We start from the raw sequence: 22,613 nt of genomic DNA, 5'->3' as shown, positions 1-22,613 counted from the left end.
GAGTTACTTGACTGAATTTCGTGCTACTTCGCGGCGATCTTTCAAAATCAACTCGCCAAGTCTGTCGCCGTCATCAACGCGATAAGACTTCGCCTTCTCCTCAGGAAGACCAACCGATACAGCTTCGATAGTACGGTTCTGCGAGTCCGACAAAGCGGCAAAGTCTGCTTCAGACATTGTTAGAGCTTGGCTCATCATCGTAGATCGAGTCAGCACCATCTCGGAACTAAGAGACCGATTAATACCAAGATTGATTTCTCCAGTTTCGGTGCGGAACAATCCGGCTGCTGCCATGTCAGCTGACATAAGCATCTCTTCAAGCTTTTCTTTTGCAGGCGGGCCACTTCCGCCTCCGGTGCCACCAGCAATTAATTTACTGCTTAGCAGCGTCACTGCCAGCATCACCATGACCACAGCTTTAATTTTCATCGCTGGACCTCATCGGCTTTTTTGTGGAGTGAGCGCCACACAAGAGGCTGAACAGCATCACGAGCGAGCCTTTATATTCCTGATTTGCAGCAATTTCTTGCAGCTTTGCACTGGCTTCCGCCAAGGTACTGTAGGCCGCGGCGGCCCCTTCCAAGTTCAGACCCATTGCTCGATTCCTAATAAGACACCCCGGGCTTAGCGGGTCAATTGAGTCTGCATTGAGCTTAGCAACATCTTTCAGGAGCGAAATCGGAGCATTAAGAAATTCATTTGAGAACGCTTGCAAATAGCCATCTGGACCATTGCTAATTGCTCCCTGCTCAATCAAGTCATCCAGTATCAAATCCCCTCGACGCCCGAACTCGTTCGTAACATCGACTGGTGCCTTCGGCAACCCTTCCGAAACAAAAATGAAGAGGTCGTATATCTCTTTCGACTCTACGACATACTGCATTAAAGCAACGTCTTTGTTAATCCGTTCGGAACTGACACCAGCTGCCGAGAGTTCTGACATTTCGCGAGGAAAATAACGAGCCAGGGCAACCTGCGAATTTTCGGGATCAATGTGAGATAGAATTCGCCTTGCATCGAAGAAAACAACCCCTCGTTTTTTCCCCGAATGAATACGGTGGATTGTTGTGTAGTCCACACCTGTCTCCATAGACAGTTTGCGTAAGCTAGTATCTTTTTCCATCACAAACGCCTTGATTCGCGCTCTAAGATATTCTGACGCAGTATCAGTCATGATGATCTCGCCATTGATAGACAACCCCTTGTGAGATGTTTCTATGGCCAAAACCATGATGGGTCAACGGTATATTAACAGCAATGGTTAAGAATACTGAACTTGTGCTGGCTTGACCTCGTTTCGCAGACTGCTAAACACAATACGCAATATTGTCGTGGCTAGTTTGGATAGAGAATAAACACGAGCGTTATTAGGCGTTTCCGAGATTCCTCAAATGGCTAAAGATTCATTAAATTTAGCAATTGAAGAACTTTCCTACCATCCTCAGTTCTCTCTTGCTGCTCATGACGAGCAATTGCTATTTCCGCTTCACCGCAATGGTTAATCCCGCACGGCGAACGGTAGCCGGTGTAATTTTCAGCGATAATTGCGGGTTCTTTATCGCCAGGATAGGGGGTGTCAGTGAAACGGATTATTTGTGCAGTACTTGCTGTATCGTACTTTCATTCATCGCTGGTGTATGCCGATGCTGCCGATGATTTTGCCCGCCAGATGGATGAAGCAGCAGCGAAGTATCGAAAAGATATAGAGGCTATGGTTCACCTCGAGCGGACACAAATAGCACCTTCACACGTTAAGGAAGGCCTGGTCAATGCGTTCGCTCTAACACAAAATGGGATGGCCCATCACTTCGATTCAATAAATGATGACTTTGCTAAGCTCAGTGCCGGAAGCGCGGCTCTTGCAGAAGATGTGGACGCAATTATAGCTGCATCTAAAGACGTAAATTTGGAAAGTTATCAGACGATTGTGCGCTCTGCATCTGCCGCATCGCTTCATATCCAAAACGCTGAGCAAATTCTGGCGGATATAAGCGAACGAGCTGATGTTGTAGAAAGGCTAGCCAGCAGCAGAAATGGAATTTGCGAAAAAATCAGAAACACAATTGAAGCAGAAATGATGGATCTTGAAAGTGCAAGCAGCATCCTAAATCGCACGAATAGGCCTCCCTTTCAAGGCATCAACCCCTCGGACTTCTACACGCAAAGTCCTTTAGCGCGAGGCTACGCCCTGGCTGCAGGATCACTGACGTTCGTTATTGCTGTCTATGCCTACGCTGCTATCGAAGGGGTCACAATCTATCAAGCAGTCACAACACTTTTCAGTTTAACGGCAGAATCAAGTGGAATTGTACTAAATGGCGCCGGCCCTGGTGCAATCATTCTTTTTGCGGTTGTTGCAGTCGCTTTTATCGTAGGCTCACAAAAAGTCATGCATGAAAACGAGGAAATGAGAAAAAAGCGCGACAGGGCCATTGCCAGACTAAAGGCGAGTATTGAGGAGTCGCAGACATACTATCGAAATAATCGTGTAACGTCTGCTGAACTGAAAGCTATGGCATACGGAAATTGCCAGGAAGAACACAAGGAGCTAAAAGCTGATGGCAAGCCTGGACTGGTCCCAGCAAAAAACAAAAGTTGGAACGAATCTATAGGAAATATAAGGTCTACGGTTAAGAGTCTAGATTTTTATGTCGAATACCTGACAACTACAAAAGCTCAGATAGCGAATCTGCAGGAGCAAGCAAGAACGTTGCTTGCTCAGAAAATAAGTGCCGACATTCTCAAGGACCACCTTACGAATACTATCGATCAGGAGAGAGTCATATATGGGTGGACTGTGTACAACGAAACCGTAAAGCCAATCTGGACACGATTTGTCTCATACTCCTCATCCGTAGGGGAAAACTGCTTTGAGCTATGGCTGGAAAAGGATGCGAGACTGCAGGAGCTTAACGAGGCGAAAAATATTGTCCAGGGCACTGTTGCCGGAGTGAAAACAGACAGCAGCAGTCTGTTGTCGCAACTAGACTTGGCTGTGCAAATGACAAAATCAAACATTACGTCGCGCGTCATCAGGTGTCTTAATTTCTAAAAGTGAGGGTCGGATGAAAACATATACCATTGCATGGCTTTTGCTGTGTGAACTTCTTGGATCTTCTTTCGCTGTTGCCGCAGATCGAACTACTCCAATAGTGTTTGGTAGCAGCGCAAGTGAGAAATTTAAGTTCGATACCAATTATTCCCTGCCCTACAAGAGCAGCGATACATTCCTAATTGATGTTGCGCTTCAACGATCGCTCGGGACTTTCAGAAAAACTTCAGTTTCTCAGACTGATGAATTTGCACCTGCGATTACAAAGCGACTTAACGAATATTCCGAAATATCAAAGGAGCTACAGGCGGATTTGGAAAAGCCCTTGCCTGAAGTTGTCCCTCCAGCGCTAAAAATGGTCAGCCTTGGGACGACCGCGTCGGGTGGCGTCCAGCAACCTAAAACCCCTTGGGAATACTCGAAAGAATCAATCGAATTGAAACTGGCGCAAATTGAAACGGACCTTAAAGGTTCAAATCGGAGCACCGGTCTTGTCGGCTTCTTTTCTCTGAGAGCGTTCCTGGAAAACAATCCCCGAGCTGCGTACCTAGAAACCGCGCGAAAAAAAGTGGACCTGCTTGATCAGGCCTATTTTGCGAACGGTGTTTTGAAAGCCCACCCCTTAAGCGATCTATCATCGGTGATTGACCAAAGCTCAAAGGGTAAGTTTATGAGAAATATCATAAACCAATGTATTGTTGAGCCAGCCTGCAATTCGATAGCTATGCGGGTCTTGGTAGCACATGTTGACCTTTTCGGGACGACGAGTGAATTACCAGGGATTGGCAGGCATTTGCAACAAATCCGATACAGTTTGGATGACTTTGATCAAAGCCTGGAAATTGTTTCCCACTTCTATGCGATGGAAAAACTCCAGGCTTGTGGGCAGGTGGACTGCCACGAAGCAAAAGCTTATTACGTTAAAAACCTCACTGGGACTTATAAGATTCCTGAGGATACAGCAACAATTTGCTCCGATAGACTTTTCAAGCCAAAGGAAAATCAATGAAAAGAAGAATGTGGCTGTGTATTTTTGTTGCGTCATCCTCATTTGCGAGTTCATGCGGGAAGAAAGACAATGACAAGAAAAGCACTCCTGTGGCCGACCCAAACCTTCCAATCGTCGACCCACAACCAAGCGATCCCAAGAAAGAACCTGTCCTGGTAACTAGGGGTGAGTTGTCCTGCTATGATCACGGAGGGTATCTAACAGGCTGCACAATGGCGGATAAGGTCCTTTCGGAAAAGCTGACTGCTATCTCAAAATTTAACCTTGAATACTCGTTCGCCTGCAGTGGACATCAAATGGCTATTGCTGTTCAATTTGGGGATTTGACCGTGGCCCTCAAACAAGAAGCTGATCAGAAAATTGAATTGATCGGAAATGGGCCTTTCGTGTTGAAGGACTCAAATCCTGATTGGAGCAAATCTGCTGATCTCGAACCGGGCTGTTCGCTGAATATATTAAACTTCACTGTTTCAGCGATCTAAGAAATTGAACGCGTTTAGGTTCAAATAAGTTCTAAGAAAATCTACGAACCTTTTTGTCATTAATTTTTAATGAATAGGGCTACTCTATGCAAAAATCCACCATGATAAATCGACTCGCGATCTCGGTAATGCTTTCTCTGCCGCTCTTCTCTTGCGGTGTATCGAATGAGCAGTCAAGCAAAGTCTTCGCCGAAAATAGGGTGCCATGTGGGGAAGACAATGGAATTCCGAAAAAGTGCGGAACAGATCGCTCGGTCGAGTTCGAAGTAAGATTTGACGATCTCATGCGATATACTCAATGCGGGATAAGTTCCGCTGAAGTCTATCCTTTTTTCGACAAAAACAACCCATTTGTTGCATCTACTTGTGCTGGCACATCCGGTAAGTTTGTGTCACATGGACCTTTGGTAACCGCTGTCGAGACTGGGTGGGTCAATGCTAAAGTCCACATCTGGCCCTGCCCGGTTTCCAACATGAGCCGGCCTGAAGATACCTTCGCTCTGGATATCTATTCAGCTTCAACAGGTGGCATTCTTAAAAGGGATGTTTACGATTATAGGCATTACAACACAAATCCCAGGCCCGATTCAGTAGGACTGAGCACTGTAAGGGACTTTGATGGCAGGCCCTCTTCGCTGGCGGCCAGTAAGGGAATGAAAGGTGGACCGTGGGTTGAAGTGCCTATTAGTGCTCCAATCTCGATCAGCGCTCCGATAAGCGATTTGGAAGTGCGAGTACAAATTTTGAGTCCTACGACATGTGTTATGGTCCTTGGCCAGGATATCATCGTCAGCCGCCATCCAGAATAAGAGAGAAATTGCAATGAATATGAGTAAATACAAAATTTTATTCGGTTTGTCTTTCGCCACCTTTTTATCAGCTCCCTCTCTCTTACATGCCAACTCTTTGATGAGTTGTGAAAACAAGGGAGGATATGAGACGAAATGCTTCCTTTCCGAGTATTCACTGGCGCCTAAGAGTGATATCCAAAGGAGTTTTTCAATTGAGTACAGGATGCCTTGCATCGGACATGAAATTGATGTGGGCATTTTAGACAAAGGAAAAACTACTTACTGGACACTAAAGCAATCGAATGTGACAGAGACTCTAAAAATCGATAGCTACGGCCCGCTAACAACATTCGACCCCGATCGCGCATGGACAGCTGGTGCAGATTTCCAGGTAGGCTGCAAGTTGGAAATCACTGTGACTGGAACCGATCTCTCTGACCCTGAGAAGAAGCGACTTAATTTGGTTATTGATACAATTCGTTCACACGGCGACATAGTTGATCAAGTGCTGCAATTGGCTTCAAATGCAACGCTTTTGAAAAGCATCATTGCACAATTGGATGTAAAATCTATAGCAGCGATTCTCGCTGATAAATACCAAGCGACTAAAGCCCTCGCCGATTCCTATGAAAAGCAGAACAAGACCGAAGCAGCTGGGGCTCTTCGGTCTGTCCAGGACGATCTCCGTGCTGCTATTTGCTTTAATGTAGCTCTCGCCGAGCAACACAGAAGCATTTGCACGGACCCAAGCAGCGAGAGCAGCGGGCCTCCAGAAGAAGTCAAAAAAACCCTAACCGAAAAAGCGAACGAAGCCCTGACAAGCCTGGAAACGAATTCATCAACAGTTGTCAAAACAGCTGTCGACAAAGCCACGGAAGTCGTTGGCCTTTTTGCTGATCTGGTGGCGTACTGTTCCAGCAACACCGCATCAGACGCGACAACAAAGGCTTGTCCAGCGTTGAAAAAACTCAACATTAAAACTACGGCGTGCAAATGATTGTTTGCAAGTAAGCAAAGGGGACAAATCATGAACACAGTTATGAAGTTAGTTCTAGCCGTGATGCTGTTAATTTTCGGCAAGAATTTGATGGCTGGATGTGAATCAACTCTAATAATGTACGATACTACTGGACAATCTGATTCTGAATATCTGACTTTCGACAAAAGTCAGGATGAATGCACCCCGGCAAACACTGTGTCGTGGACCCTGGGCTACGAGCATGAGCTAAAGTACGTCTCCGATCAGATAGCAGCTGGACGGTATGTTCTCAAAATCTATCGTTCGGGTGCTCTTGCTAAAGCTGGCAAGGAAGTTGCGCAGGGACTGAAAGCTCTCTTTGTGCATCCTAAGGCAAGGACTGATTATGAGGCTATGCGCGAGCAGGCCAGATTCATGAGTCTCGTCTCTAAAGCGCTGACTGAGTACCAGGCTAAGGTGGTCTCCTCTATAGAGAAAAAAGAAGTCAATGCCGACAAGATTATTGTCCAGATCGATTTGCAGCTACAAGAGTGGGAAGCGAACGTCGAGGACAGCCGATCGCGGGCTACGGATGCGTTGGTAAATGGAAAAATCGCCAAGGATGACCTGCAGCAAGCGATAGATATCATGTCCAAGTCGTATCCGATTACGAAGGCTGCGCTTGAGCTAGATCAGCATGTGTATGATGAGCTTAAGAAAGGAATGCTTTCGGCAACCGATACCGATGGAATTAAAAGTCGTTTGCAAGGAGACCTAAAGAACTTTCCGAATGGCATGAGCCTTGAGTCACTGAACGGGATAGTTGCGATTGCAAGCCAAGAAAAAAACGAACTGAGAAGGAGGCAATACCTAAACATCCTGAGTGACTTCGTGGATGAAAACGGCTTGGTGAAAGAATGGCGACTAGCGATAGGCGACGTCAAGCTTAATACCGATCGGCTTAGCGCTAAAGGTATTCAAATCAGACAAGTTCTTAACGAAAGTGCTGGCCTAAAATACTATGGAAAAAACACTCTTCAAATAGATACTGCTGGATACGCCATCGACACTGCTCTTGAGGCAGACAGACTTTTGGCCGCGAGCGATCCGATGAGTCAGCTGCAAGGAAAGAGACTTGCTGATCGATCGAGAGTCTTGCTTGATTACCAGACGAATAGCAGCCGTTTGCCCTTCTATTCGGGAACTCGAACGAGCACCGCAGCAATATCGGCTTTTGGTGTCACGGCTGCCGGAACTACCTATGAAGGGTTCCAGATTGCCAATGTTGCCAATAAGCTCGCTGAGCTGCCTGAAGTATTGAACAGTCCGGAACTATATTTCTACGCCACCTCATCTTTAAAGCAAGCAAATCTCTACGCCACAGCCCCAGGCGAGGGTATTAGATTCCACTATGCGATTGATACGGCCTATGCTGTCTACGACTTCGTAAAAGGCTTTGGTTTAGGATTATACCAAGTTATTCCCAACACATATGACGGTATAAAGCAGATCGTTTCTCATCCAATCGATTCAGTACATGGTCTGTATCTTGGACTTCTCAATGCCAAAGAGGTAAATGAAGCCGTCTTTAGAGCAATTGATAACTTTGTTGCAGAATTTCCCAATTATACGCCACAGCAATATGGTGAATTGTCAGGGCGCGTAACCGGGGAAATCGGAGCAGCCCTGCTCGGTGCTGGTTTGGTAAAGAAAGCTAGCGATCTGGTAAAGTTTAATCTCGCGATCGCAAAAATATCACAAGAAGCGCGTATTGTCCTAAGGTTACCCGCTGCAACAAAATGGGAAGGGAGAATTTTTAGAGGTGTTCCAGAAAAATATAAATCCACCATGTGGGATGTAACTGATTACGATGCGATTCCCGATCACAGATATTCTGGCCCTGGATTAAAAGGAATCTATGGGAGCCTCGATGAGCAGACTTTGACGACAGAACTGAAGAGTTATGGTTTTAACCCAGGTGATCGATACGTTGGCAATATCGATGCAAAGCTAAACGTCCTGGACATGACAGACCAAAGGAATCTGAGTCGATTTGGCGTCACCACTGCACAGCTGACGCAAGAAGGCAACTATGTTACAACGCATTTAATTGGTGAGTACGCGAGTAAGGCAGGATTTGATGCCTTGATATTTCCTGCAGCAACATCTGAAGGTAAGAACATAGTAATGTTCAAAAGTCTACCGAAAGGTCCATAGCATGGCTTACAAACCGATCGTGAAGCATCCTCAGTATTTAGTTTGGGAAGATGATAGCAAGGGCGAGCTACTTTATACGGGCGTGCTTGGTGATATCGCTTGGGCTCCTAAGACCTTTGAGATGAACAGTGAAGAAATACTGAAATTTAGGAATCTCGGTGAAAAATATTTAGCCGATCTGCGAATGCAACTGGAACGCGAATTTCGCTCAGAATACTGGACTTCAAGATTCATCAAAGACTTCGACAAACAACCGGGGATTAAAGATATAATCGAGGATAGGTCCTACCTGATTCCAGTTAAAGCAGATAAAAAGCCGGGCCTCTTTGCTAAATTGTTCGGATCTGATTGAATCTGGATCTCAGGCGGCGCGGGCACAGCTCGCGCCTGTTATTTTGTGCAATCCTCAACGCTAACCTAACGCTACGATGGGCAATGATGAGTAGAGCAGTCAAACCCTTTCCCAAGGAAAAGCTTGTTCCAGGATTAGGCTATATCAAATCTGACTTCGTAGATTCCGACTTCATCGGCATGTCGGATGCGATATCGCACAAGATATATGCACCCATCTTGTTCAAAGGCATTGAATTTCAGGATGGTCCTGAGGACGTAAAAGGCTCGATCTGCATCGAATACTTCTCATTCGTGCAGGGATTATTTCCTGGATTCAAGGCACTTGAAGGGCGCGAATTTCATTTTCCGATCGACAGCGAGGAGGAAGGATGGGCAGAGAGTACCATCTACTTTTTCTGTCATAGCACGATTGATGTTCCAAGGATCAGGATCAGAAAGGTTGAGGGAGATATTCTTTCGGTCTCGGTAAACTTCAGCTGGGAGTTCCGCAGAGAGAACATTGGATACGATGATGCAGTTGAGCAAACTCTGGATCTGGATTTGAAAATTGAAGGTGTCGAAATCAAAAAGGACCTGATCGCGGAACGAAATCTGACGACCAGGAGCATTCCCGAATACCTTCAGCAGTTCTTCACCAAGCGCAGTTGCGAAAATCCAAAGATCGGCTATCAAGGCACCCTTAACTATCAGGATGTCGTCCTTTGATTTGTCTAAAGCGGCAAGCGCTTCAACCTGCCGCATTCCACGTACAGACCATCTTCGTACAGCCGCTCCGAAAGCTCCTCTCGATGTAGCCATACGGATTCCGGCACGCGCTCATAAACCTCGACAAAAAATGCCAGGAAAGGCTCATAAGAATTTGGGTCTGCCCAGTCCACAGACGCATAGTACGCTTCAATCAGCTCGCCGATCGACTTCGTGTGGACCACTTCGCGGGGCCTGACACCCGTGCGTTCCAGGAGCTCATCGATTGGTCCCCGAGCCCTAGAGAGAGTGACACACGCATCGCGGAAGGCGTCCCTGGTACGAGCTGAAATGACCTGCATGGATTGGTACTCCTGGGAAAGGCTGCTCTGGCTACGATCAAGCGCTGAAACAATAAAAATGTATGGTAATCTGGAAACTGCTTCAAGAGCGAATTTCTGGCTTGCTCACATGAGCCAGCTTGGTCAGGTTCAGTGGAACTATTCCATACTGAATCCAAGATCACTTTCGAGGTTACAGATCATGACTCTTGGCATCCTGTCAGACCCATGCCCGCATGCAGCCACCGATAAAGCTTTAAGGGATGCGTGGCTCTAAAATTCTTTTCCTTGATGTCCTTGACAAAGGCAAAGCCTATGGATAGCTTTTGCGCAGGCCCGAAGAGAGCCCGCAGTCTGCAGACCGTATGTCAGCTACGTGTCGTGTGAATCTCCAGCCCAACGATATATGCCTATCCATCTTTCAAAAAAGCGTGGGTTCACGGCAAGGCAGACACCTGAATAAATCCCAACGCAAAATTTTGAAGGAGTGGCTATGCAAAAGCCTGCCAGTAACGCTGCTATTGTCGAAAATGCGAAATCCATTCTCGATGGCTTGGGCTACGAAGTAAAAACCGGACACATTTATGAACTTCTTTCCCGGTTGTGCGGCCACAAATCTTGGAATCACGCGTCGGCTGCAAAAATCGACTTCTCAGAAAAGGTTCCCTTCTCAGCGGCAGATAATCCACAAGGTGACGTTTCAGAAGAGGCCTTCTTTCAATCTGCCAGCGACCCCCGAGATCTATGGCATCGCTTGCTGAATGCATTGGGAATCTCCCCGATCATGCTGCGAGATGAGAAAGAGGTAGCAATTCGAGCCCGGACTTTCATTACCACAGGAACGTGGAATGAAGTTGGCGATGGCATCACCTCAACCTTTGTCTTCTTGTGGGGTATGGATTTGAATGAGTTTTATGATGGCCTAAAGGTCCTCGTTCCTGCGAACCCTTCCTTCCGTGAGGATTTTGAAGACGTATTAGAGAGGTTTGACTATACCGACTTACTCTTCATTTGGTTCGCTTTTCCAACTCGCTCCCATGCGCTTTTCGGATTGCGCTCGCATATCAATGCGAAAAGGCTGGAGAATTGGTTGACAAGGGCACGACCGGGCTCACCCCGCGACATTACGGGCCTCGAGCGTTATATGGAAGCAATTCCGGACGCCGCCTATGACTATATACGCTCTCACTTACCTCCAAGACTCATAAACGGCCAGCTGTCGCGGTAAAACACCTTTCGCCGCGATATATTGCAATTTTTCATTTTTTTTTTGTTCTTAACAGACGCCGTGAAGAGTGTATATGCTCGGGGACATGGCGCTGAGAGAGTATGCAGTGCTAGTGGTCGCAGTGGATATGGAATCGCTCGATGGATCGAGCCAACAGGGGAAGTGAGGCTATGTCAACGAAAGTAATTAATCGTAGTGGTTAAAAAAAGCGCTTGGAAGCTAGGGTCCATCAGGGCTGCGGAAACAGCTCCTGATGGTGGTCCCGTAAGGGACGGGCAATAAAATCTGCAACAAGATTTTTATGGCCCTCCTGCGCGTCCAACGCAATCAAAAAACCCATCAGAAAAAATTTAATCTACACGGTGAACAGCTGATCTTGATCAGAGTGTTCCTTGTGAATCTGCGCGCTCAAATTTCCACATAAGGGTTTTGGATGGCTACGCACGAAGTTCGTTCTGAATTTCGGTCTTCGGAGAAAGAGGTGGTTGAACATGACCAGCCTCGCTGAAAACATGACATTTCCTAATCGTCCTCATTTTGATTTTACGGTTGACAATTCGGTCAGCCGAATTCGCGAGCATGCGTTGGCGCTCGATCGTTGCAAGCGATACACGGAGGTCCCCAGACTTGCATTACAGTGTGGGCTTAAGCCGATCGAGTGGGCTGTTTTTGCCTACTATTATTCCTTGGCGCCCAAGGACCATCCCAATGAATGGATTGCGGCAGAACGCTTGAAAGTTGGCAGAACAACTTTAGCGAAGACGCTCTCATCTCTGGTCGAACGGGGCATGATCTTCTATGACACGTTCACTCGCTCCAAACTGAAGATCGTAAACATTGCTCATCCTGCCTTCTGGAATCGGCCCTGCCAGTCGACACCTGTCGTCGGAAATTGGATCGATCCAGGCCGTCACGTGCCTCGCCAGTTTGAGATTTTGCCCGATCGCGCGAACGAGGCGAAAGAGTTCTCTCACGTTCCAGGGCATCACGTGCGTCTGCCATACCTCCTGTTTCAAACGCCTCTCCATCCGACCGCCAAATATATTTATGCTCTCCTATGCTACCTCGACGTCAATGTTCACCCAACTTTGAAGGAATTGGCGTCATCCATGAATTGCTCAACACGCACGATCTCGACCCATATTGCCGAGCTTGAAGATTGTCGGATGATCTACACAGAGTCCCGCGATCCTGAAGCTTTTGGCGATCACTCCAAGGACTACTATCACCTGACAGATGTTGCCCTATGGCGGACCGCCAAAGCCGGTCTTTGGTACCCGGGCGGCGAAAACTCGTTGATTGTCCGACTCGATACACGCGGGTTTGCGGATCACGTGAAGCAGAAGGCAGATCACGATCTGGAAGAGTTCAAACCGCTACCCAACCAAACCCCGATTCTCGTTTGGAACGCGCTACGGCAGGAGTCGTCTCAGGTGCGGCAGGAGTCGTCTCAAGTGCGGCAGGAGTCGTCTCAGGTCATTGAAAAATCGGCATCAAACTCAAGCCAGGAGCCGGTTGTAGAGGATTCATTTTTTACTAAGAATACCTATATTAATAAAACCAATAATAAGAATACCGTTCGTAAGGGTTCCGATTGTAATCCCGCCCGCGCGGAGCGGTGGGCGCCTGTTGATTCGACTTTTCATCCGAGGCTCATCAACATCGCGAAAGTGGCCGAGATCGTTTGGAGGGAGCGGGACTACCGATTCGATCGTGCTCTTTGGAACGGAGCGGTGGAACAGATCGCAATCGAGATGGGCCAGACTGCGGCTATGGAATTCGCCGGCTTCGTGAAAAAAGCCTACTACACCTATGGCAGACCGTTCCCTTACAACCCTTACCTGATTCGGGACTTCGTCAATGCCTTCCGGGAAGGGCGAAGCTGGTCCACCGTACTCGGGGAGGGCTACTACGATCCCGAGGAAGCGAAACCTGCTCTTGAGGGAGAAAGCCAAAAATCTTTGCCAGAGGCCCAGACTCCGCTCCTGATCGAAGCTGGACTCATTGAACAGGATGAGTGCACTAAAAAGAGTGAAGCAGCTCAGGAACCGTTTCTCGATTGCCTGGAGCCGAGTTCTGAACCTAGTGCGCTAGACGAGACGGGCAAGACGGATACCTCACTTCATACGTTAAGCCATATTGAACATCTTGAGCGCTGTCGTGAGGAAGTCGACGTGACCAGCCAGCCCTTGAACCCGGAGCCGCAGCAGACCAACACGACCGACAAGATCTCAGACCAGGAGCGGCAAACCCCACCTCGTCGCTCTCAGGTCCAGATCACGCACGCGAACTTGCTCGATCTGCCGTTGGCAATGATTCGCCCGGCTGGTACGACGAACAGCCCTGCTTTAGACACCGTGAGCGATCAAGCTGCGGCAGCGCGAGCGCAAAGCACTGATGTCGAGACAGTGAGCGGAAAAAATTCAGCGCCGCGATCACAGAGACGAACCGATCTCGACGAAGCTGCTCTGATCCTGACCCGAGGAATGAAAAGCCAGGCGAGCTTTCAACGCGGGTGGGCGAAACTCAGTGATGATCAGCTTTACGCCAACCTTCTGCATATGTTCGGAGTCGAACGTGTGCACAAGCTGATTGGAGGTTGAGGTCAATGACGAACTTCCACGCGTTACCTTATGAAAAAATCATGAATCCGCCAAAACCCGCCTGTGTAAAGGGCCGGCAAGGAGTGCGTGATAATCATCCGCAGCAAAATGAAACACATGTTTCAGGCGATGTTAAGCACTTGAAAGACATGTTTCGGGCCGACGAAAGCAGGAACCCGAAGCGATCACTTCGTGCGGCAAAAAAAGGTGTTTCGTCGCAATTATTCTGCTCTCAAAAATCCGAGAATCTTGATCAATGCGGGTCAGTATTTTTGCTCGCGCACTTTTTAAAGGAGGAATGGCTGCAATACCGAAACCTAGCCACAGTCGATTTCCAGGTAACTTCGTCGGCAATTAGAGACCCTTTGGACATTCATTCGGAGATATGTATGGTTGACCGAATTCTGCGCGAATTTTCTTATGCCATGAACCGGACCGATGCAGATAGCCCACGCCAGGAACCCCCAGCCGACGAGGTTCCTGAATCAGGCTACAAGCGTTTGCGAATGCGCCCCATTCCAAGGCGGGTGCAGGGCGAGGCGATGAGCACTTTCAACCGGTCTCGCGGGCGCAAGGCAAAGAACTCGGATCTGGCACAAACGACCAACCCCTTCACCGTGGGCCAAAAGACGTTGGCTCGCGAGACGCCAAAGGCATCGCCAGCAGCGACCCCGCGTTTCATCAGCATCGGAGACCAGCTTAATTTGGGGGGAAGGCAAGCCATCCTAATGGAGATCGGTGCCACAAAATTTAAAGTCCTTCAGGTCGGAGGCGACCATGTTGAGAGCTTGAAGCTTTCAGACTTCCCCCATTTCCTGGTTCGTCAGCATAAAATCTGGGTTGCCAAGGAGGAGCATGCGCATGCACGCGTCTGAACCCAAAGCATTTGCCATCGGACCATGGCCTGGTTATGTGCGCGAAGCCACAGCTCTGGGCTATGCCCCATTTGTCCAGCTGTCGCCCCTTGAGTACCTGGCGATTGTGGAATTGCATGGGCGATGGGCATTTCGGGAAGTCCTTCAACGCCTTGAGGATCCGACTCAAATCCACCGTGGATGGGCGGTAAGGTTCCTCGGCGCAGCTTCGATGCTCCCCCGCGACGAGCTGGAAGCAGCCTCGGACATCCATGGCCTGGTCACATCATCGCCTGGGTTTCGGCTGCGTGACAAGCATCGGCGGGCATTCTGGAAAGCCTTCTTCAAGGTCTATAAACGGATGAAGCGGGCGCATCGGGAGCTACCTGAACTTCCCCGGTTGATATATCGGGCCGATCTTGACCACTGGTCCCAACGGCTCAAGGACCGACAGCTTCGATCAAACTCGAAGTCAATGGAGAGAGTCAGCAAAAAGAAGCTTGCGCCAACGCCAGCACCGGCAAGCCTTGTGCCGATCATCATACGTAAAGTGAGAGATGCGTGATTTCCGAGGACGCTTTGCGGAATTTTCACAAACACAGCAAAATTTATTTTGGCAAAAAATGTCGATTTCTTTTGATGCTCATCCATTAGCGGTAGTATATTCGCTTCATGGTCTGCGGAAGGATGAGACGCCAAACCTTTGAAGATCATCCGATACGGGGCCTCCAAGAGGAGGCTCCACCCCTAATGTTGCAGAGGAGAAGTTATGAAAAAGTTTTTAGTAAGACCGACTCGATGTTCCGTCAGCGGACTATCTGCAACATACGCGCGTCCCCTGGATGCCGGGGGGCGCGTTTTCTACTCTGAGGTTCAATGACACCCGTAGCCCAAGCTGCTTATGATGTCTGCGCCTCCAGGGGGAGGCCGGGCAATGACAATCTACCGAGTAACCCTTTCAGATCTGGATCTGGTCGACGTGAAAATCGAGGCCAGGAGTCCACGCCAGGCAGCGATCCTGCTGCTGACAACATCCTGCAAAGACGGCTTCGATCTTGACCTTCAAGACGAGGCTGAGGTGGTCGTGACAGACCATCACCGAAAAAAGCACTACTTCGAGGTTGCCTCGACGAGTCCTTTTCGCGTCAAAACGCAGGAATAGACATCGTGCAAATTGGGATTTATCCGACCCTCAGCATTGAGGCTTATCACCGCTCGCTCGGAATTTCAAAGACCGGGCTCACAAAGCTGGATGAGGCCGCCGCCGTGTATCGATACGCACTCGATCATCGCGACGACGAGAGCGAAAGCAAGCCGCTGAGAATTGGAAAAGCCTTTCACTGCAATATGGAGGGGACTTTTGAACATCTCTATATCAAAGGTCCCGACGTAGCACGCAACGCAAAAGCGTGGAAGGAATTCGAGGACAGCCACCCGAACAAGATTTGCCTTCAGCCGGACGAGGTTGAGGCAGTCAAGAGCATGAAAAAGGCGGTCGATGCTTATGGTCCTGCACAAAAAATTCTCTCGCAACCGGGGCGCAATGAGGTCTCCTTTTACTGGATCGACCCGCGCACTGGATGCCTCTGCAAGTGCAGACCCGATTGGGTGTCCGCGGATTTGAAAACCATCGTTGACTTCAAATCTGCACGAGATGTTTCACACGAAGGGTTCCGAAGGGATGGGTATGATCATCGCTATTTCGTGTCAGCGGCAATGACGATTGATGGCATTTACCGGACCACCGGTATCAAACCGGAACGATATATTTTTCTCGCCGTCAGATCCACGCCAGTCCACCTCGTGGCGACTTACGATGCGACGGCAGATGAAATCGCGTTGGGACGCGGCTTCATTCGCCGGAACCTTGCCCTCCTGAAGCGCTGCGAGGCCAGTGGATCGTGGCCGGGGCTCCCAGAGGAAATCCGTCCTCTGGGACTCCCCCGGTATGCACCAAAGCCTGCGGACGAGGACTATGAGATCGATGAACCTGCAGCGGATGACGAACTGATCGCCGAGCTTGAAAAGGAGTTTGGGAATGTTGCCAGCGATTTTTAATCGGGAAGAGATCACCCAGGAGCGCATCGCGTACTGGACTGAGCACTATCTGCCCAAGGATGTAACCCTGCAGGAGCGCGACCACTACGTTGGAGTCTGCCGAGCCAGGGGACTGAATCCCGAAGCCCGCCATATCTATCTTATCAAGGTCGGCGGTCGGGCCTCCATAGTTCTCTCTATCGATGCCTATCGCCTGATCGCGCAGCGCACGGGTGCCTATGCCGGGATCCTGCCAGTGGCGTTCGAGTTCGACGCAAAGCAACCCGGAAAGCCGCTCAATGCCACTATCACGGTGCAGAAGTTCGTGCAGGGCCAGGTTCGGGAATTCAGCGCCACAGCGTATTTTTCAGAATTCTATAAGCCTTCGCGCGACGGAAAGAAATCCCTCTGGGATACGATGCCGCTGACGATGCTGGAGAAATGCGCGGAAGCCAAGGCGCTGCGCAAGGCATTCCCCGAGGAGCTTTGCTCCTACTATATCCGCGAGGAAATGGTCGAGGCGGAGGTCGAGCAGCCTGCGGCGCTGCCTTCTCCCACTCAGCCAGCACCCCGACCTGCCACTGATATCGTCGTGACCAGCGATCCAAAAGTCAGGGACTGGATCCACAAGAAGCTCCAGCAGGCATCGGTACCAGAGGATGAGTGGGCTGAGATCATCGATGCCCTCAACGGATACCCAAAGAATGAGCTGCTCGTGCAGCTGAAGAATATCATCGCCGACCGGCTGCCACCAGTCGCCGAAGCATGAACGAACCCATACCGCCGGCACACCGGGGCCGGCTGACTTTATCTGAACAAGGAGTTCCTTATGCACGGACCACAAATGAAATCTGAAAAGCCATGGGTGCCCGAATTGCAGTTCTTCGCTGACCTCGTTCGCGCATGTTCGCCATTCGACAAGGAATACAATCACTCGTTCCTTTGGGCTGTCGAGCAGATGGGGCTAGGTCGACAGGTACGAAAGAAGGACTGGCCGCAGAGACAGTACGCATTCATGCTCGATCAGTCCGGAGATCTGAAGGGAAATTCTCTCCATGTCGATGACGTCGTTTTGAAGAAGCTGCTCAGCCGCCCGTTCAGACCGACAATCCTGCTTGCGGATGATGACGACAGTATCTGCGTGCCACTGGATGAGATCAAGAATCTCACGACCGACAATTGGGCAATTTATGAATAACCCAATCAAATGGTTCCGGGCCTACCTGAAGCGCCCGCGATGCCCGATCTGTGAGAAGCGTCTGAAACCGGATGCTGTGAAGTTCAATTACAGCACTTGCTCGCCGGCATGCCTGGTCGAGGCTCAACACCTTACATTCGTCGCGGCCCTGATGGGCATCAATCCATGGAAGGTGGCAGCGGCTGAGCAGCGTTAACAAGGCGATTTTGGTTGGCAACCTTGGGAAAGATCCGGCGCTGACTTACACGCAGTCCGGATCCGCGGTTTGCAAGTTTTCCCTGGCGACGACTGATCAGTGGACCGACGAAAGCGGTCAGCGTCACCAGAAAACTGAATGGCACAATATCGTGGTCTGGAAGAAGCAGGCAGAGAACGCATCGAAGTACCTGGCGAAGGGTTCGCCGGTCTATCTGGAAGGCAAGATCAGACACCAGTCATGGGATGGGCAGGATGGAACCAAGCGCTACTCAACCGAGATCCACGCCGACGAGATCAAATTCCTGGGCGGAACGCGCCGCGAAGAGTCCCCGCCGCCTGATCGGATTTCAGGTGGCAGTCGAGGGAGTGGACGCAATCTCAGGATTGAGGGTGAGTTCGGAAATCAGGATTTCCCATCGGACATCCCTTTTTGAAAAGGAGCCCGGCGCGGAATGCCGACCGGGCACAAATCAACGTCGAACGACAGAGTGTTGATACCACGAAGTTTACCATACCGATCGAGCCGGAAGGCAAGAAAGAAGCGAGGAGGACCCGAGGTGGTCATGTATTCAAACACCCCGACACCCGAAAGCGCATGGACGAGATCGCCGAGTCCATCTGCAGCCAATACCAGGGCGAGCTGCTTCGTGGCCCGCTCCAGGTCCTCATCGTCGCTTACCGGTCGCGGCCAAAGTCCAAGCCAAAGGCCGTCTATGTCGACGTCAAGCCTGACTGGGACAATATCTCCAAGCTGGTCTGCGATGCCGCAACCCAATCGGGTGTCCTATGGGATGACGACTGCCAGATCGTCGATGGCCGAAGCATCAAGCTCTATGCGCCGCCGGGTGAACCTGGTTGGATCGAGCTGTTCGTCAGACGGCACCCTGCCGCTACCCTTTCAAAACAGGCAGCTGCCGTGTCCACCGAAGCTCTGTGGGATACGATGTATGTAGCATGAAGCCGGATCGTGCGCACACTCGGAAACGAAACTTTCATTGATGGAGTTGAAAATGAATCTGATTGGACCCGGTACCGACCCAAGGATGCAGTCAAGAGACATCAAAAGTATCCCCGCCAGGCCGCTTGACTCGAAAGCCCAAGCAATCATCGATCTAATTTTGAGCGACAAAGGCAGTCGCATGACTGTCGACCAAGTTGCAAACCTCTTCCGCGTAGACCGCAGCGTCGTGTGGTCCAGCATCAGGAAGCATGCAATTCCCACGATTCGATCGAAGCACGCCTCTATCGATAATGTAATCGCGGAGGCTACATGAATTCTACAGCCGCTGCACCAGAGATAAACTTTAGATCTGTTGAGATCCATCGGGCAGGTCAGAAAATCAAAGCTGAAATTCTCATGCTGGACAACACCGAAGGTTTGACGGTTCAGCAAGCTGCGGATCTTTTTGATACGTCGACCCAAAACATTCATAAGCATATTTCAAAGTATGCCATATGTTCTCAACCGCTGGTTGAGAACATATGCCGCACCCTAAAATCAAAGGGAATTATTCCCTTCAAGACACCTAAGCATGTGCTCTTCATTCCAAAGACGGGCCTCAAAGATCTAACTTGGCATATTGGAACAGATGCAGCGAAGGCGGCTTATTACCAACTTTGGGACGACGCTGAAGAGCTTGCAGCTCTCAAGCCCCGGATCGCTGAACTGGAGAATCAACGGGCCGAACTGCTTCAAAAGCTGGATGCAGTCCTGGCTCAATCCGAGCTTGTCATGACGCAAAATCTGGTGGTTGTTGAGCAAAATCAGCAGTACGCCCGAATCTTCAAAGCAGGCAAACGTCGGATCATGCGTGCAAGGGCGAAGCAGCGCGCCGTTGAAGAGCTGATTGTGAAGTCGAAAAAGCCAAAAGGCGAGAGTCGTAAGAAGGTCGTCATGTACGAGAGCCTTGGTCGAAACATCTTCGAGGGTGAGCAGTTTAAGGCGATAGAAAAATATCGCAAGATTGTTGAGATGAACCCTCTGGAATATAAGACGTACAAGGTCCAACATTCCTGCCGTACCGTTGATGGAGCTATCAGGAAGGGTATTTGCCAACCGCTGGCCGAATCCCATCCCGGAAATAAAGATATTCTGGATAGCGTGAACAAGCTGGCAAATGCAAGCAGTGTCGTCCTGGGGAAAGTCATGCCCAAGGCAGGTACCGTAGTCAACGCTGTGCCAGCGGAACTCCAGTATCTTAACTGACGAGAAAGGACAAGCATGAAAAAGAAGATAAAACTGAATAGGTCTGCTGCCAGGAATGCGCTGGTTCCGCGTGCAGATTTAGTTCGTGTCCGCAAATTAAATAAAATTCTTCAAGATTGCTGCCGACAAAATCTGGAAAGCATATTGGAACTTTACAAGCAGTTCCTGCAGTTTTCTGTTGATGTAGCTTGCGATCGCTATCGACCAGAAGCTCTTGTGGAATTCAGCCTGCACCTTAAGAAGGACGTGATGAAGATGCAAAAAGTTGTCGACGACACTTCAATTCCGAATACGCTAAAGGACGCGAATGGATCTGAATATGGAAACTTTGCAATCGCTCGCCGTGGGAGCCTCAGGGGGAATCCCCCTTACGGTCATCCTGATCAGCAGCATGAAAAGCCTGCGGGAGAGCTTCGACAAGTTCAAGGATCAATTGGAAACTTTATCCACCCGGCTCATGAAGCTCGAAACATTTTTTGACCTGACCTATAAGGGCGAGGTCCAGGACTTGAAAGCCCGGATCGCAAAACTCAAATCATATATCTACGGAACAAGGGGACCACGAAATGATGACATTTGACCAAATTGAAGACGCTGCCGCTGACTACAAGAGCCTGAGCATCGATGACCTCGATGGCCTCGAAACCGAAGCTCTTCACCAGCTGCTCTCTCAGCGCGTGGCCACAGAATGCGAAGTCACAGTAACAAAGAAATCCCTGATGGGATCGGCCAATGATCTTCTGAAAAAGATCAGAGCTGAAGTCCAAGCCATCAATGTTGAAATTCAACGCCGTAATGAAAGGAGCCTGCCAAACCCAGACCTTGCGCTTAAAGGCGCGTCCTGAGAATTTTTCGATAGGTTTAATCATATTTTGGAGAATTTTTGACAGAACAAGTAGGTATTAAGGACACCATGGAATTTCTTGAACTCGGATTCGTCATCGCAAAAGTCCTGAAGCGTGAATTGCGCGACGGATTTCAGATTTCGGATCTTGCAACAATTGCTCTGACCCCAGAAGTCCAAGCGAAAGTTGCTGAGGCTTTTTCTGGAATCAGCAATGTGGCATCGGAGTGGCAAGACGTCTCGACATCCGAGGGGCTTACCCTGATCCGCTTCATCACGGACAGAGTGGAAGACTATCTCGAGGATCAGCCGGCAGCTTAAAAACACGCTAAGGGAGCCCTCCGGGGCTCCTTCCAAACAGGGAGACACTCGCATGAAGACTTTTGATGAAATGATCGACTTTATCCTGGACGAGATCGAACGCGGATATGCCAATATCATTCCTGACAACGGCGGCGAAACCAACTGGGGTATCAGCTCGGTCAACCATCCCGAACTCAAGGGCCGGATCAAGTCGCTGACCCGCGAAGAGGCCAAGCAGATCTACTGGGATGAATACTGGCTCAAAGCTGAAATCTCGTCCTATCCCGAGCGGCTGCGTCTGGCAGTATTCGACGGCGCAATCAATCACGGTGTCGTCGGCAACAACAAGCTGGTGCAGCGCGCATTGAACAGCATGCGCTGTAAGATCGACGTCGACGGTATTCTTGGACCGATGTCGAAGGGCGCCGTTCGCCAAGTCAGTCCTCTCAGATTCCTGGCAGCCTACAACCGGCAGCGCCTGGAACTTTACCGTCAACATGAAGACTACCGATGGGCAAAGAACGGCTGGGAAACCCGCCTGTTTATGACCTGCGCGGCATCCTGATAAGATGGGGTGGGGGAGCACTCACCCCTTTGCGATGGAAGATATGAACCAAGACCAAGTGAGGAAAAGCATGCGAACCGATATTAGAAACCGCCTCCTGGCCAGTGTCCTGATCGATCCAGAGCCCGAGCGCATTCTGATAGCCCGACGCCGCCGGGTTACGGCTGGCAGTCTGGTTTCCATGGCCATCGCCATAGCCGCCGCCATGGGACTGGTGATGCTGCTGCTCTCAAAACTCGATGCGGTGCTTCGCTGAGCGGGGCACGGGTGGGGTCGGCTTTGAAACACATTCGCGAGCAGAAGGGCTATTCGATCAGGGCAGTTGCCAGGGTTGCCGGCTATTCCCCCGGACACCTGTGCCTGATAGAGCAGGGCAAGCGCCTGCCAAATCGATTTTCGCTGACGTGCCTTCTCAAGGCCCTCGCCGCCACCGATCAGGCACCACACCTCGGAGCACTGCTGATCGAGGAACAAATGGAGCGCTTATGCTGAGCATCGTTGTCGACATCGATGAGAAATGGGCAGCAGGTCAGATGGGGGAGGAAAGGGCAATGTCATTCGGTTAAGAAAGAATCGACGCTTTCTCCTTTTGCAGTCTATTTCGAAAGCCCAAGTTAGGTGTTTTGCGAATTCTGGGAAATTTTCTTGCTGATCTGACTTTTGATTTGACCGACTCAATCAAGTCTAGA

29 protein-coding genes are annotated in these 22,613 nt (G+C 49.8%); 26 read left to right on the top strand and 3 right to left on the bottom strand.

Annotated elements, in window-relative coordinates; genetic code table 11:
• Positions 1-3: 3 nt before the first annotated feature.
• Together VE954_RS27470 and VE954_RS27465 are read right to left on the bottom strand one after the other, a co-directional pair.
• Positions 4-429: a hypothetical protein gene (locus VE954_RS27470; RefSeq protein ID WP_324958918.1), complete on the bottom strand. Its 426-nt coding sequence runs from the start codon at positions 427-429 to the stop codon at positions 4-6.
• Positions 419-1,174 carry a hypothetical protein gene (locus tag VE954_RS27465; protein ID WP_324958917.1) on the bottom strand — a complete coding sequence of 252 codons (756 nt, stop codon included), beginning with the start codon at positions 1,172-1,174 and terminating at the stop codon, positions 419-421. The genes VE954_RS27470 and VE954_RS27465 overlap by 11 nt, the downstream gene beginning before the upstream one ends.
• 405 nt (positions 1,175-1,579) lie before the next feature.
• On the opposite strand from VE954_RS27465, the gene VE954_RS27460 reads away from it, so the two are divergent.
• From VE954_RS27460 to VE954_RS27425, 8 genes are all read left to right on the top strand, one after another.
• Positions 1,580-3,052 (top strand): hypothetical protein, encoded by a 1,473-nt coding sequence (locus tag VE954_RS27460; RefSeq protein ID WP_324958915.1) that lies wholly within the window; start codon positions 1,580-1,582, stop codon positions 3,050-3,052.
• A gap of 13 nt (positions 3,053-3,065) precedes the next feature.
• Entirely contained in the window at positions 3,066-4,061 is a 996-nt protein-coding gene (locus VE954_RS27455) for a hypothetical protein (protein WP_324958913.1), read from the top strand.
• Entirely contained in the window at positions 4,058-4,543 is a 486-nt protein-coding gene (locus tag VE954_RS27450) for a hypothetical protein (RefSeq protein WP_324958911.1), read from the top strand. The genes VE954_RS27455 and VE954_RS27450 overlap by 4 nt, the downstream gene beginning before the upstream one ends.
• Positions 4,544-4,629: 86 nt before the next feature.
• Entirely contained in the window at positions 4,630-5,352 is a 723-nt protein-coding gene (locus tag VE954_RS27445; protein WP_324958909.1) for a hypothetical protein, read from the top strand.
• A 13-nt stretch (positions 5,353-5,365) separates the two neighbouring features.
• The gene (locus VE954_RS27440; RefSeq protein WP_324958907.1) at positions 5,366-6,331 is read left to right on the top strand and encodes a hypothetical protein; all 966 of its coding nucleotides are present in this window, start codon (positions 5,366-5,368) and stop codon (positions 6,329-6,331) included.
• Between the two features lie 30 nt (positions 6,332-6,361).
• Positions 6,362-8,509, top strand: a complete 2,148-nt coding sequence (locus VE954_RS27435) for an RES family NAD+ phosphorylase (protein ID WP_324958904.1) — start codon at positions 6,362-6,364, stop codon at positions 8,507-8,509.
• Position 8,510: 1 nt separating this feature from the next.
• Positions 8,511-8,861 (top strand): hypothetical protein, encoded by a 351-nt coding sequence (locus VE954_RS27430; RefSeq protein WP_324958902.1) that lies wholly within the window; start codon positions 8,511-8,513, stop codon positions 8,859-8,861.
• Between the two features lie 83 nt (positions 8,862-8,944).
• Positions 8,945-9,568: a hypothetical protein gene (locus VE954_RS27425; protein ID WP_324958900.1), complete on the top strand. Its 624-nt coding sequence runs from the start codon at positions 8,945-8,947 to the stop codon at positions 9,566-9,568.
• 5 nt (positions 9,569-9,573) lie between these two features.
• On the opposite strand, the gene VE954_RS27420 is transcribed toward VE954_RS27425, so the two are convergent.
• Positions 9,574-9,909, bottom strand: a complete 336-nt coding sequence (locus tag VE954_RS27420) for a hypothetical protein (protein WP_324958898.1) — start codon at positions 9,907-9,909, stop codon at positions 9,574-9,576.
• 472 nt (positions 9,910-10,381) lie between these two features.
• Between VE954_RS27420 and VE954_RS27415 the strand changes: the two genes are divergently transcribed.
• The 18 genes from VE954_RS27415 (at position 10,382) to VE954_RS27330 (ending at position 22,416) form a co-directional block, all read left to right on the top strand.
• Positions 10,382-11,116 (top strand): hypothetical protein, encoded by a 735-nt coding sequence (locus VE954_RS27415; protein WP_324958896.1) that lies wholly within the window; start codon positions 10,382-10,384, stop codon positions 11,114-11,116.
• 491 nt (positions 11,117-11,607) lie between these two features.
• Entirely contained in the window at positions 11,608-13,719 is a 2,112-nt protein-coding gene (locus tag VE954_RS27410; protein WP_324958894.1) for a helix-turn-helix domain-containing protein, read from the top strand.
• A gap of 5 nt (positions 13,720-13,724) precedes the next feature.
• A complete protein-coding gene (locus VE954_RS27405) occupies positions 13,725-14,594 on the top strand; it encodes a hypothetical protein (protein ID WP_324958892.1) in 870 nt (289 codons plus the stop codon).
• A complete protein-coding gene (locus VE954_RS27400) occupies positions 14,581-15,138 on the top strand; it encodes a hypothetical protein (protein ID WP_324958890.1) in 558 nt (185 codons plus the stop codon). The genes VE954_RS27405 and VE954_RS27400 overlap by 14 nt, the downstream gene beginning before the upstream one ends.
• A gap of 369 nt (positions 15,139-15,507) precedes the next feature.
• Entirely contained in the window at positions 15,508-15,735 is a 228-nt protein-coding gene (locus tag VE954_RS27395) for a hypothetical protein (protein WP_324958888.1), read from the top strand.
• Positions 15,736-15,740: 5 nt separating this feature from the next.
• The gene (locus tag VE954_RS27390; protein ID WP_324958886.1) at positions 15,741-16,631 is read left to right on the top strand and encodes a PD-(D/E)XK nuclease-like domain-containing protein; all 891 of its coding nucleotides are present in this window, start codon (positions 15,741-15,743) and stop codon (positions 16,629-16,631) included.
• Positions 16,612-17,379: a phage recombination protein Bet gene (gene bet, locus VE954_RS27385; RefSeq protein ID WP_324958884.1), complete on the top strand. Its 768-nt coding sequence runs from the start codon at positions 16,612-16,614 to the stop codon at positions 17,377-17,379. The genes VE954_RS27390 and bet overlap by 20 nt, the downstream gene beginning before the upstream one ends.
• A gap of 60 nt (positions 17,380-17,439) precedes the next feature.
• Positions 17,440-17,808 (top strand): hypothetical protein, encoded by a 369-nt coding sequence (locus VE954_RS27380; RefSeq protein ID WP_324958883.1) that lies wholly within the window; start codon positions 17,440-17,442, stop codon positions 17,806-17,808.
• Positions 17,801-18,004: a hypothetical protein gene (locus VE954_RS27375; RefSeq protein ID WP_324958881.1), complete on the top strand. Its 204-nt coding sequence runs from the start codon at positions 17,801-17,803 to the stop codon at positions 18,002-18,004. The genes VE954_RS27380 and VE954_RS27375 overlap by 8 nt, the downstream gene beginning before the upstream one ends.
• Positions 18,005-18,014: 10 nt before the next feature.
• On the top strand, positions 18,015-18,440 hold the full coding sequence (locus tag VE954_RS27370; RefSeq protein WP_324958879.1) for a single-stranded DNA-binding protein: 426 nt from the start codon (positions 18,015-18,017) through the stop codon (positions 18,438-18,440).
• Positions 18,437-18,964 (top strand): RusA family crossover junction endodeoxyribonuclease, encoded by a 528-nt coding sequence (locus VE954_RS27365; protein ID WP_324958877.1) that lies wholly within the window; start codon positions 18,437-18,439, stop codon positions 18,962-18,964. Before VE954_RS27370 ends, VE954_RS27365 begins: the two co-directional genes overlap by 4 nt.
• 312 nt (positions 18,965-19,276) lie before the next feature.
• Complete coding sequence (locus VE954_RS27360) at positions 19,277-20,212, top strand: hypothetical protein (protein WP_324958875.1); 936 nt, start codon at positions 19,277-19,279, stop codon at positions 20,210-20,212.
• Positions 20,213-20,227: 15 nt separating this feature from the next.
• Positions 20,228-20,692, top strand: a complete 465-nt coding sequence (locus VE954_RS27355) for a hypothetical protein (protein WP_324958874.1) — start codon at positions 20,228-20,230, stop codon at positions 20,690-20,692.
• An 86-nt stretch (positions 20,693-20,778) separates the two neighbouring features.
• Complete coding sequence (locus VE954_RS27350; RefSeq protein WP_324958872.1) at positions 20,779-21,057, top strand: hypothetical protein; 279 nt, start codon at positions 20,779-20,781, stop codon at positions 21,055-21,057.
• A gap of 68 nt (positions 21,058-21,125) precedes the next feature.
• Positions 21,126-21,377, top strand: coding sequence for a hypothetical protein (locus VE954_RS27345; protein WP_324958870.1), 252 nt, complete (start codon positions 21,126-21,128; stop codon positions 21,375-21,377).
• Positions 21,378-21,429: 52 nt separating this feature from the next.
• Positions 21,430-21,924 (top strand): glycoside hydrolase family 108 protein, encoded by a 495-nt coding sequence (locus VE954_RS27340; protein ID WP_324958868.1) that lies wholly within the window; start codon positions 21,430-21,432, stop codon positions 21,922-21,924.
• Positions 21,925-21,994: 70 nt separating this feature from the next.
• Positions 21,995-22,180 (top strand): hypothetical protein, encoded by a 186-nt coding sequence (locus tag VE954_RS27335; RefSeq protein ID WP_324958866.1) that lies wholly within the window; start codon positions 21,995-21,997, stop codon positions 22,178-22,180.
• Between the two features lie 23 nt (positions 22,181-22,203).
• Entirely contained in the window at positions 22,204-22,416 is a 213-nt protein-coding gene (locus VE954_RS27330) for a helix-turn-helix transcriptional regulator (protein WP_324958863.1), read from the top strand.
• The last annotated feature ends 197 nt before the right edge of the window (positions 22,417-22,613 follow it).

The organism is Oligoflexus sp. (assembly GCF_035638955.1).
GTDB lineage: Bacteria > Bdellovibrionota_B > Oligoflexia > Oligoflexales > Oligoflexaceae > Oligoflexus.
This window is presented reverse-complemented; position numbering and strand designations above follow the sequence as displayed.

Bases quoted from the DNA above. Each gene is read 5' to 3' on its own strand.
- VE954_RS27360 (WP_324958875.1), top strand. From the start codon at position 19,277: ATGAATTCTACAGCCGCTGCACCAGAGATAAACTTTAGATCTGTTGAG.
- VE954_RS27420 (WP_324958898.1), bottom strand. From the start codon at position 9,909: ATGCAGGTCATTTCAGCTCGTACCAGGGACGCCTTCCGCGATGCGTGT.
- VE954_RS27450 (WP_324958911.1), top strand. From the start codon at position 4,058: ATGAAAAGAAGAATGTGGCTGTGTATTTTTGTTGCGTCATCCTCATTT.
- VE954_RS27340 (WP_324958868.1), top strand. From the start codon at position 21,430: ATGAAGACTTTTGATGAAATGATCGACTTTATCCTGGACGAGATCGAA.
- VE954_RS27395 (WP_324958888.1), top strand. From the start codon at position 15,508: ATGACAATCTACCGAGTAACCCTTTCAGATCTGGATCTGGTCGACGTG.
- VE954_RS27455 (WP_324958913.1), top strand. From the start codon at position 3,066: ATGAAAACATATACCATTGCATGGCTTTTGCTGTGTGAACTTCTTGGA.
- VE954_RS27350 (WP_324958872.1), top strand. From the start codon at position 20,779: ATGATGACATTTGACCAAATTGAAGACGCTGCCGCTGACTACAAGAGC.
- VE954_RS27410 (WP_324958894.1), top strand. From the start codon at position 11,608: ATGACCAGCCTCGCTGAAAACATGACATTTCCTAATCGTCCTCATTTT.
- VE954_RS27415 (WP_324958896.1), top strand. From the start codon at position 10,382: ATGCAAAAGCCTGCCAGTAACGCTGCTATTGTCGAAAATGCGAAATCC.
- VE954_RS27430 (WP_324958902.1), top strand. From the start codon at position 8,511: ATGGCTTACAAACCGATCGTGAAGCATCCTCAGTATTTAGTTTGGGAA.
- VE954_RS27445 (WP_324958909.1), top strand. From the start codon at position 4,630: ATGCAAAAATCCACCATGATAAATCGACTCGCGATCTCGGTAATGCTT.
- VE954_RS27440 (WP_324958907.1), top strand. From the start codon at position 5,366: ATGAATATGAGTAAATACAAAATTTTATTCGGTTTGTCTTTCGCCACC.
- VE954_RS27380 (WP_324958883.1), top strand. From the start codon at position 17,440: ATGCACGGACCACAAATGAAATCTGAAAAGCCATGGGTGCCCGAATTG.
- VE954_RS27405 (WP_324958892.1), top strand. From the start codon at position 13,725: ATGACGAACTTCCACGCGTTACCTTATGAAAAAATCATGAATCCGCCA.
- VE954_RS27470 (WP_324958918.1), bottom strand. From the start codon at position 429: ATGAAAATTAAAGCTGTGGTCATGGTGATGCTGGCAGTGACGCTGCTA.
- VE954_RS27400 (WP_324958890.1), top strand. From the start codon at position 14,581: ATGCACGCGTCTGAACCCAAAGCATTTGCCATCGGACCATGGCCTGGT.
- VE954_RS27355 (WP_324958874.1), top strand. From the start codon at position 20,228: ATGAAAAAGAAGATAAAACTGAATAGGTCTGCTGCCAGGAATGCGCTG.
- VE954_RS27375 (WP_324958881.1), top strand. From the start codon at position 17,801: ATGAATAACCCAATCAAATGGTTCCGGGCCTACCTGAAGCGCCCGCGA.
- VE954_RS27435 (WP_324958904.1), top strand. From the start codon at position 6,362: ATGAACACAGTTATGAAGTTAGTTCTAGCCGTGATGCTGTTAATTTTC.
- VE954_RS27465 (WP_324958917.1), bottom strand. From the start codon at position 1,174: ATGACTGATACTGCGTCAGAATATCTTAGAGCGCGAATCAAGGCGTTT.
- VE954_RS27345 (WP_324958870.1), top strand. From the start codon at position 21,126: ATGGAATTTCTTGAACTCGGATTCGTCATCGCAAAAGTCCTGAAGCGT.
- VE954_RS27425 (WP_324958900.1), top strand. From the start codon at position 8,945: ATGATGAGTAGAGCAGTCAAACCCTTTCCCAAGGAAAAGCTTGTTCCA.
- VE954_RS27335 (WP_324958866.1), top strand. From the start codon at position 21,995: ATGCGAACCGATATTAGAAACCGCCTCCTGGCCAGTGTCCTGATCGAT.
- bet (WP_324958884.1), top strand. From the start codon at position 16,612: ATGTTGCCAGCGATTTTTAATCGGGAAGAGATCACCCAGGAGCGCATC.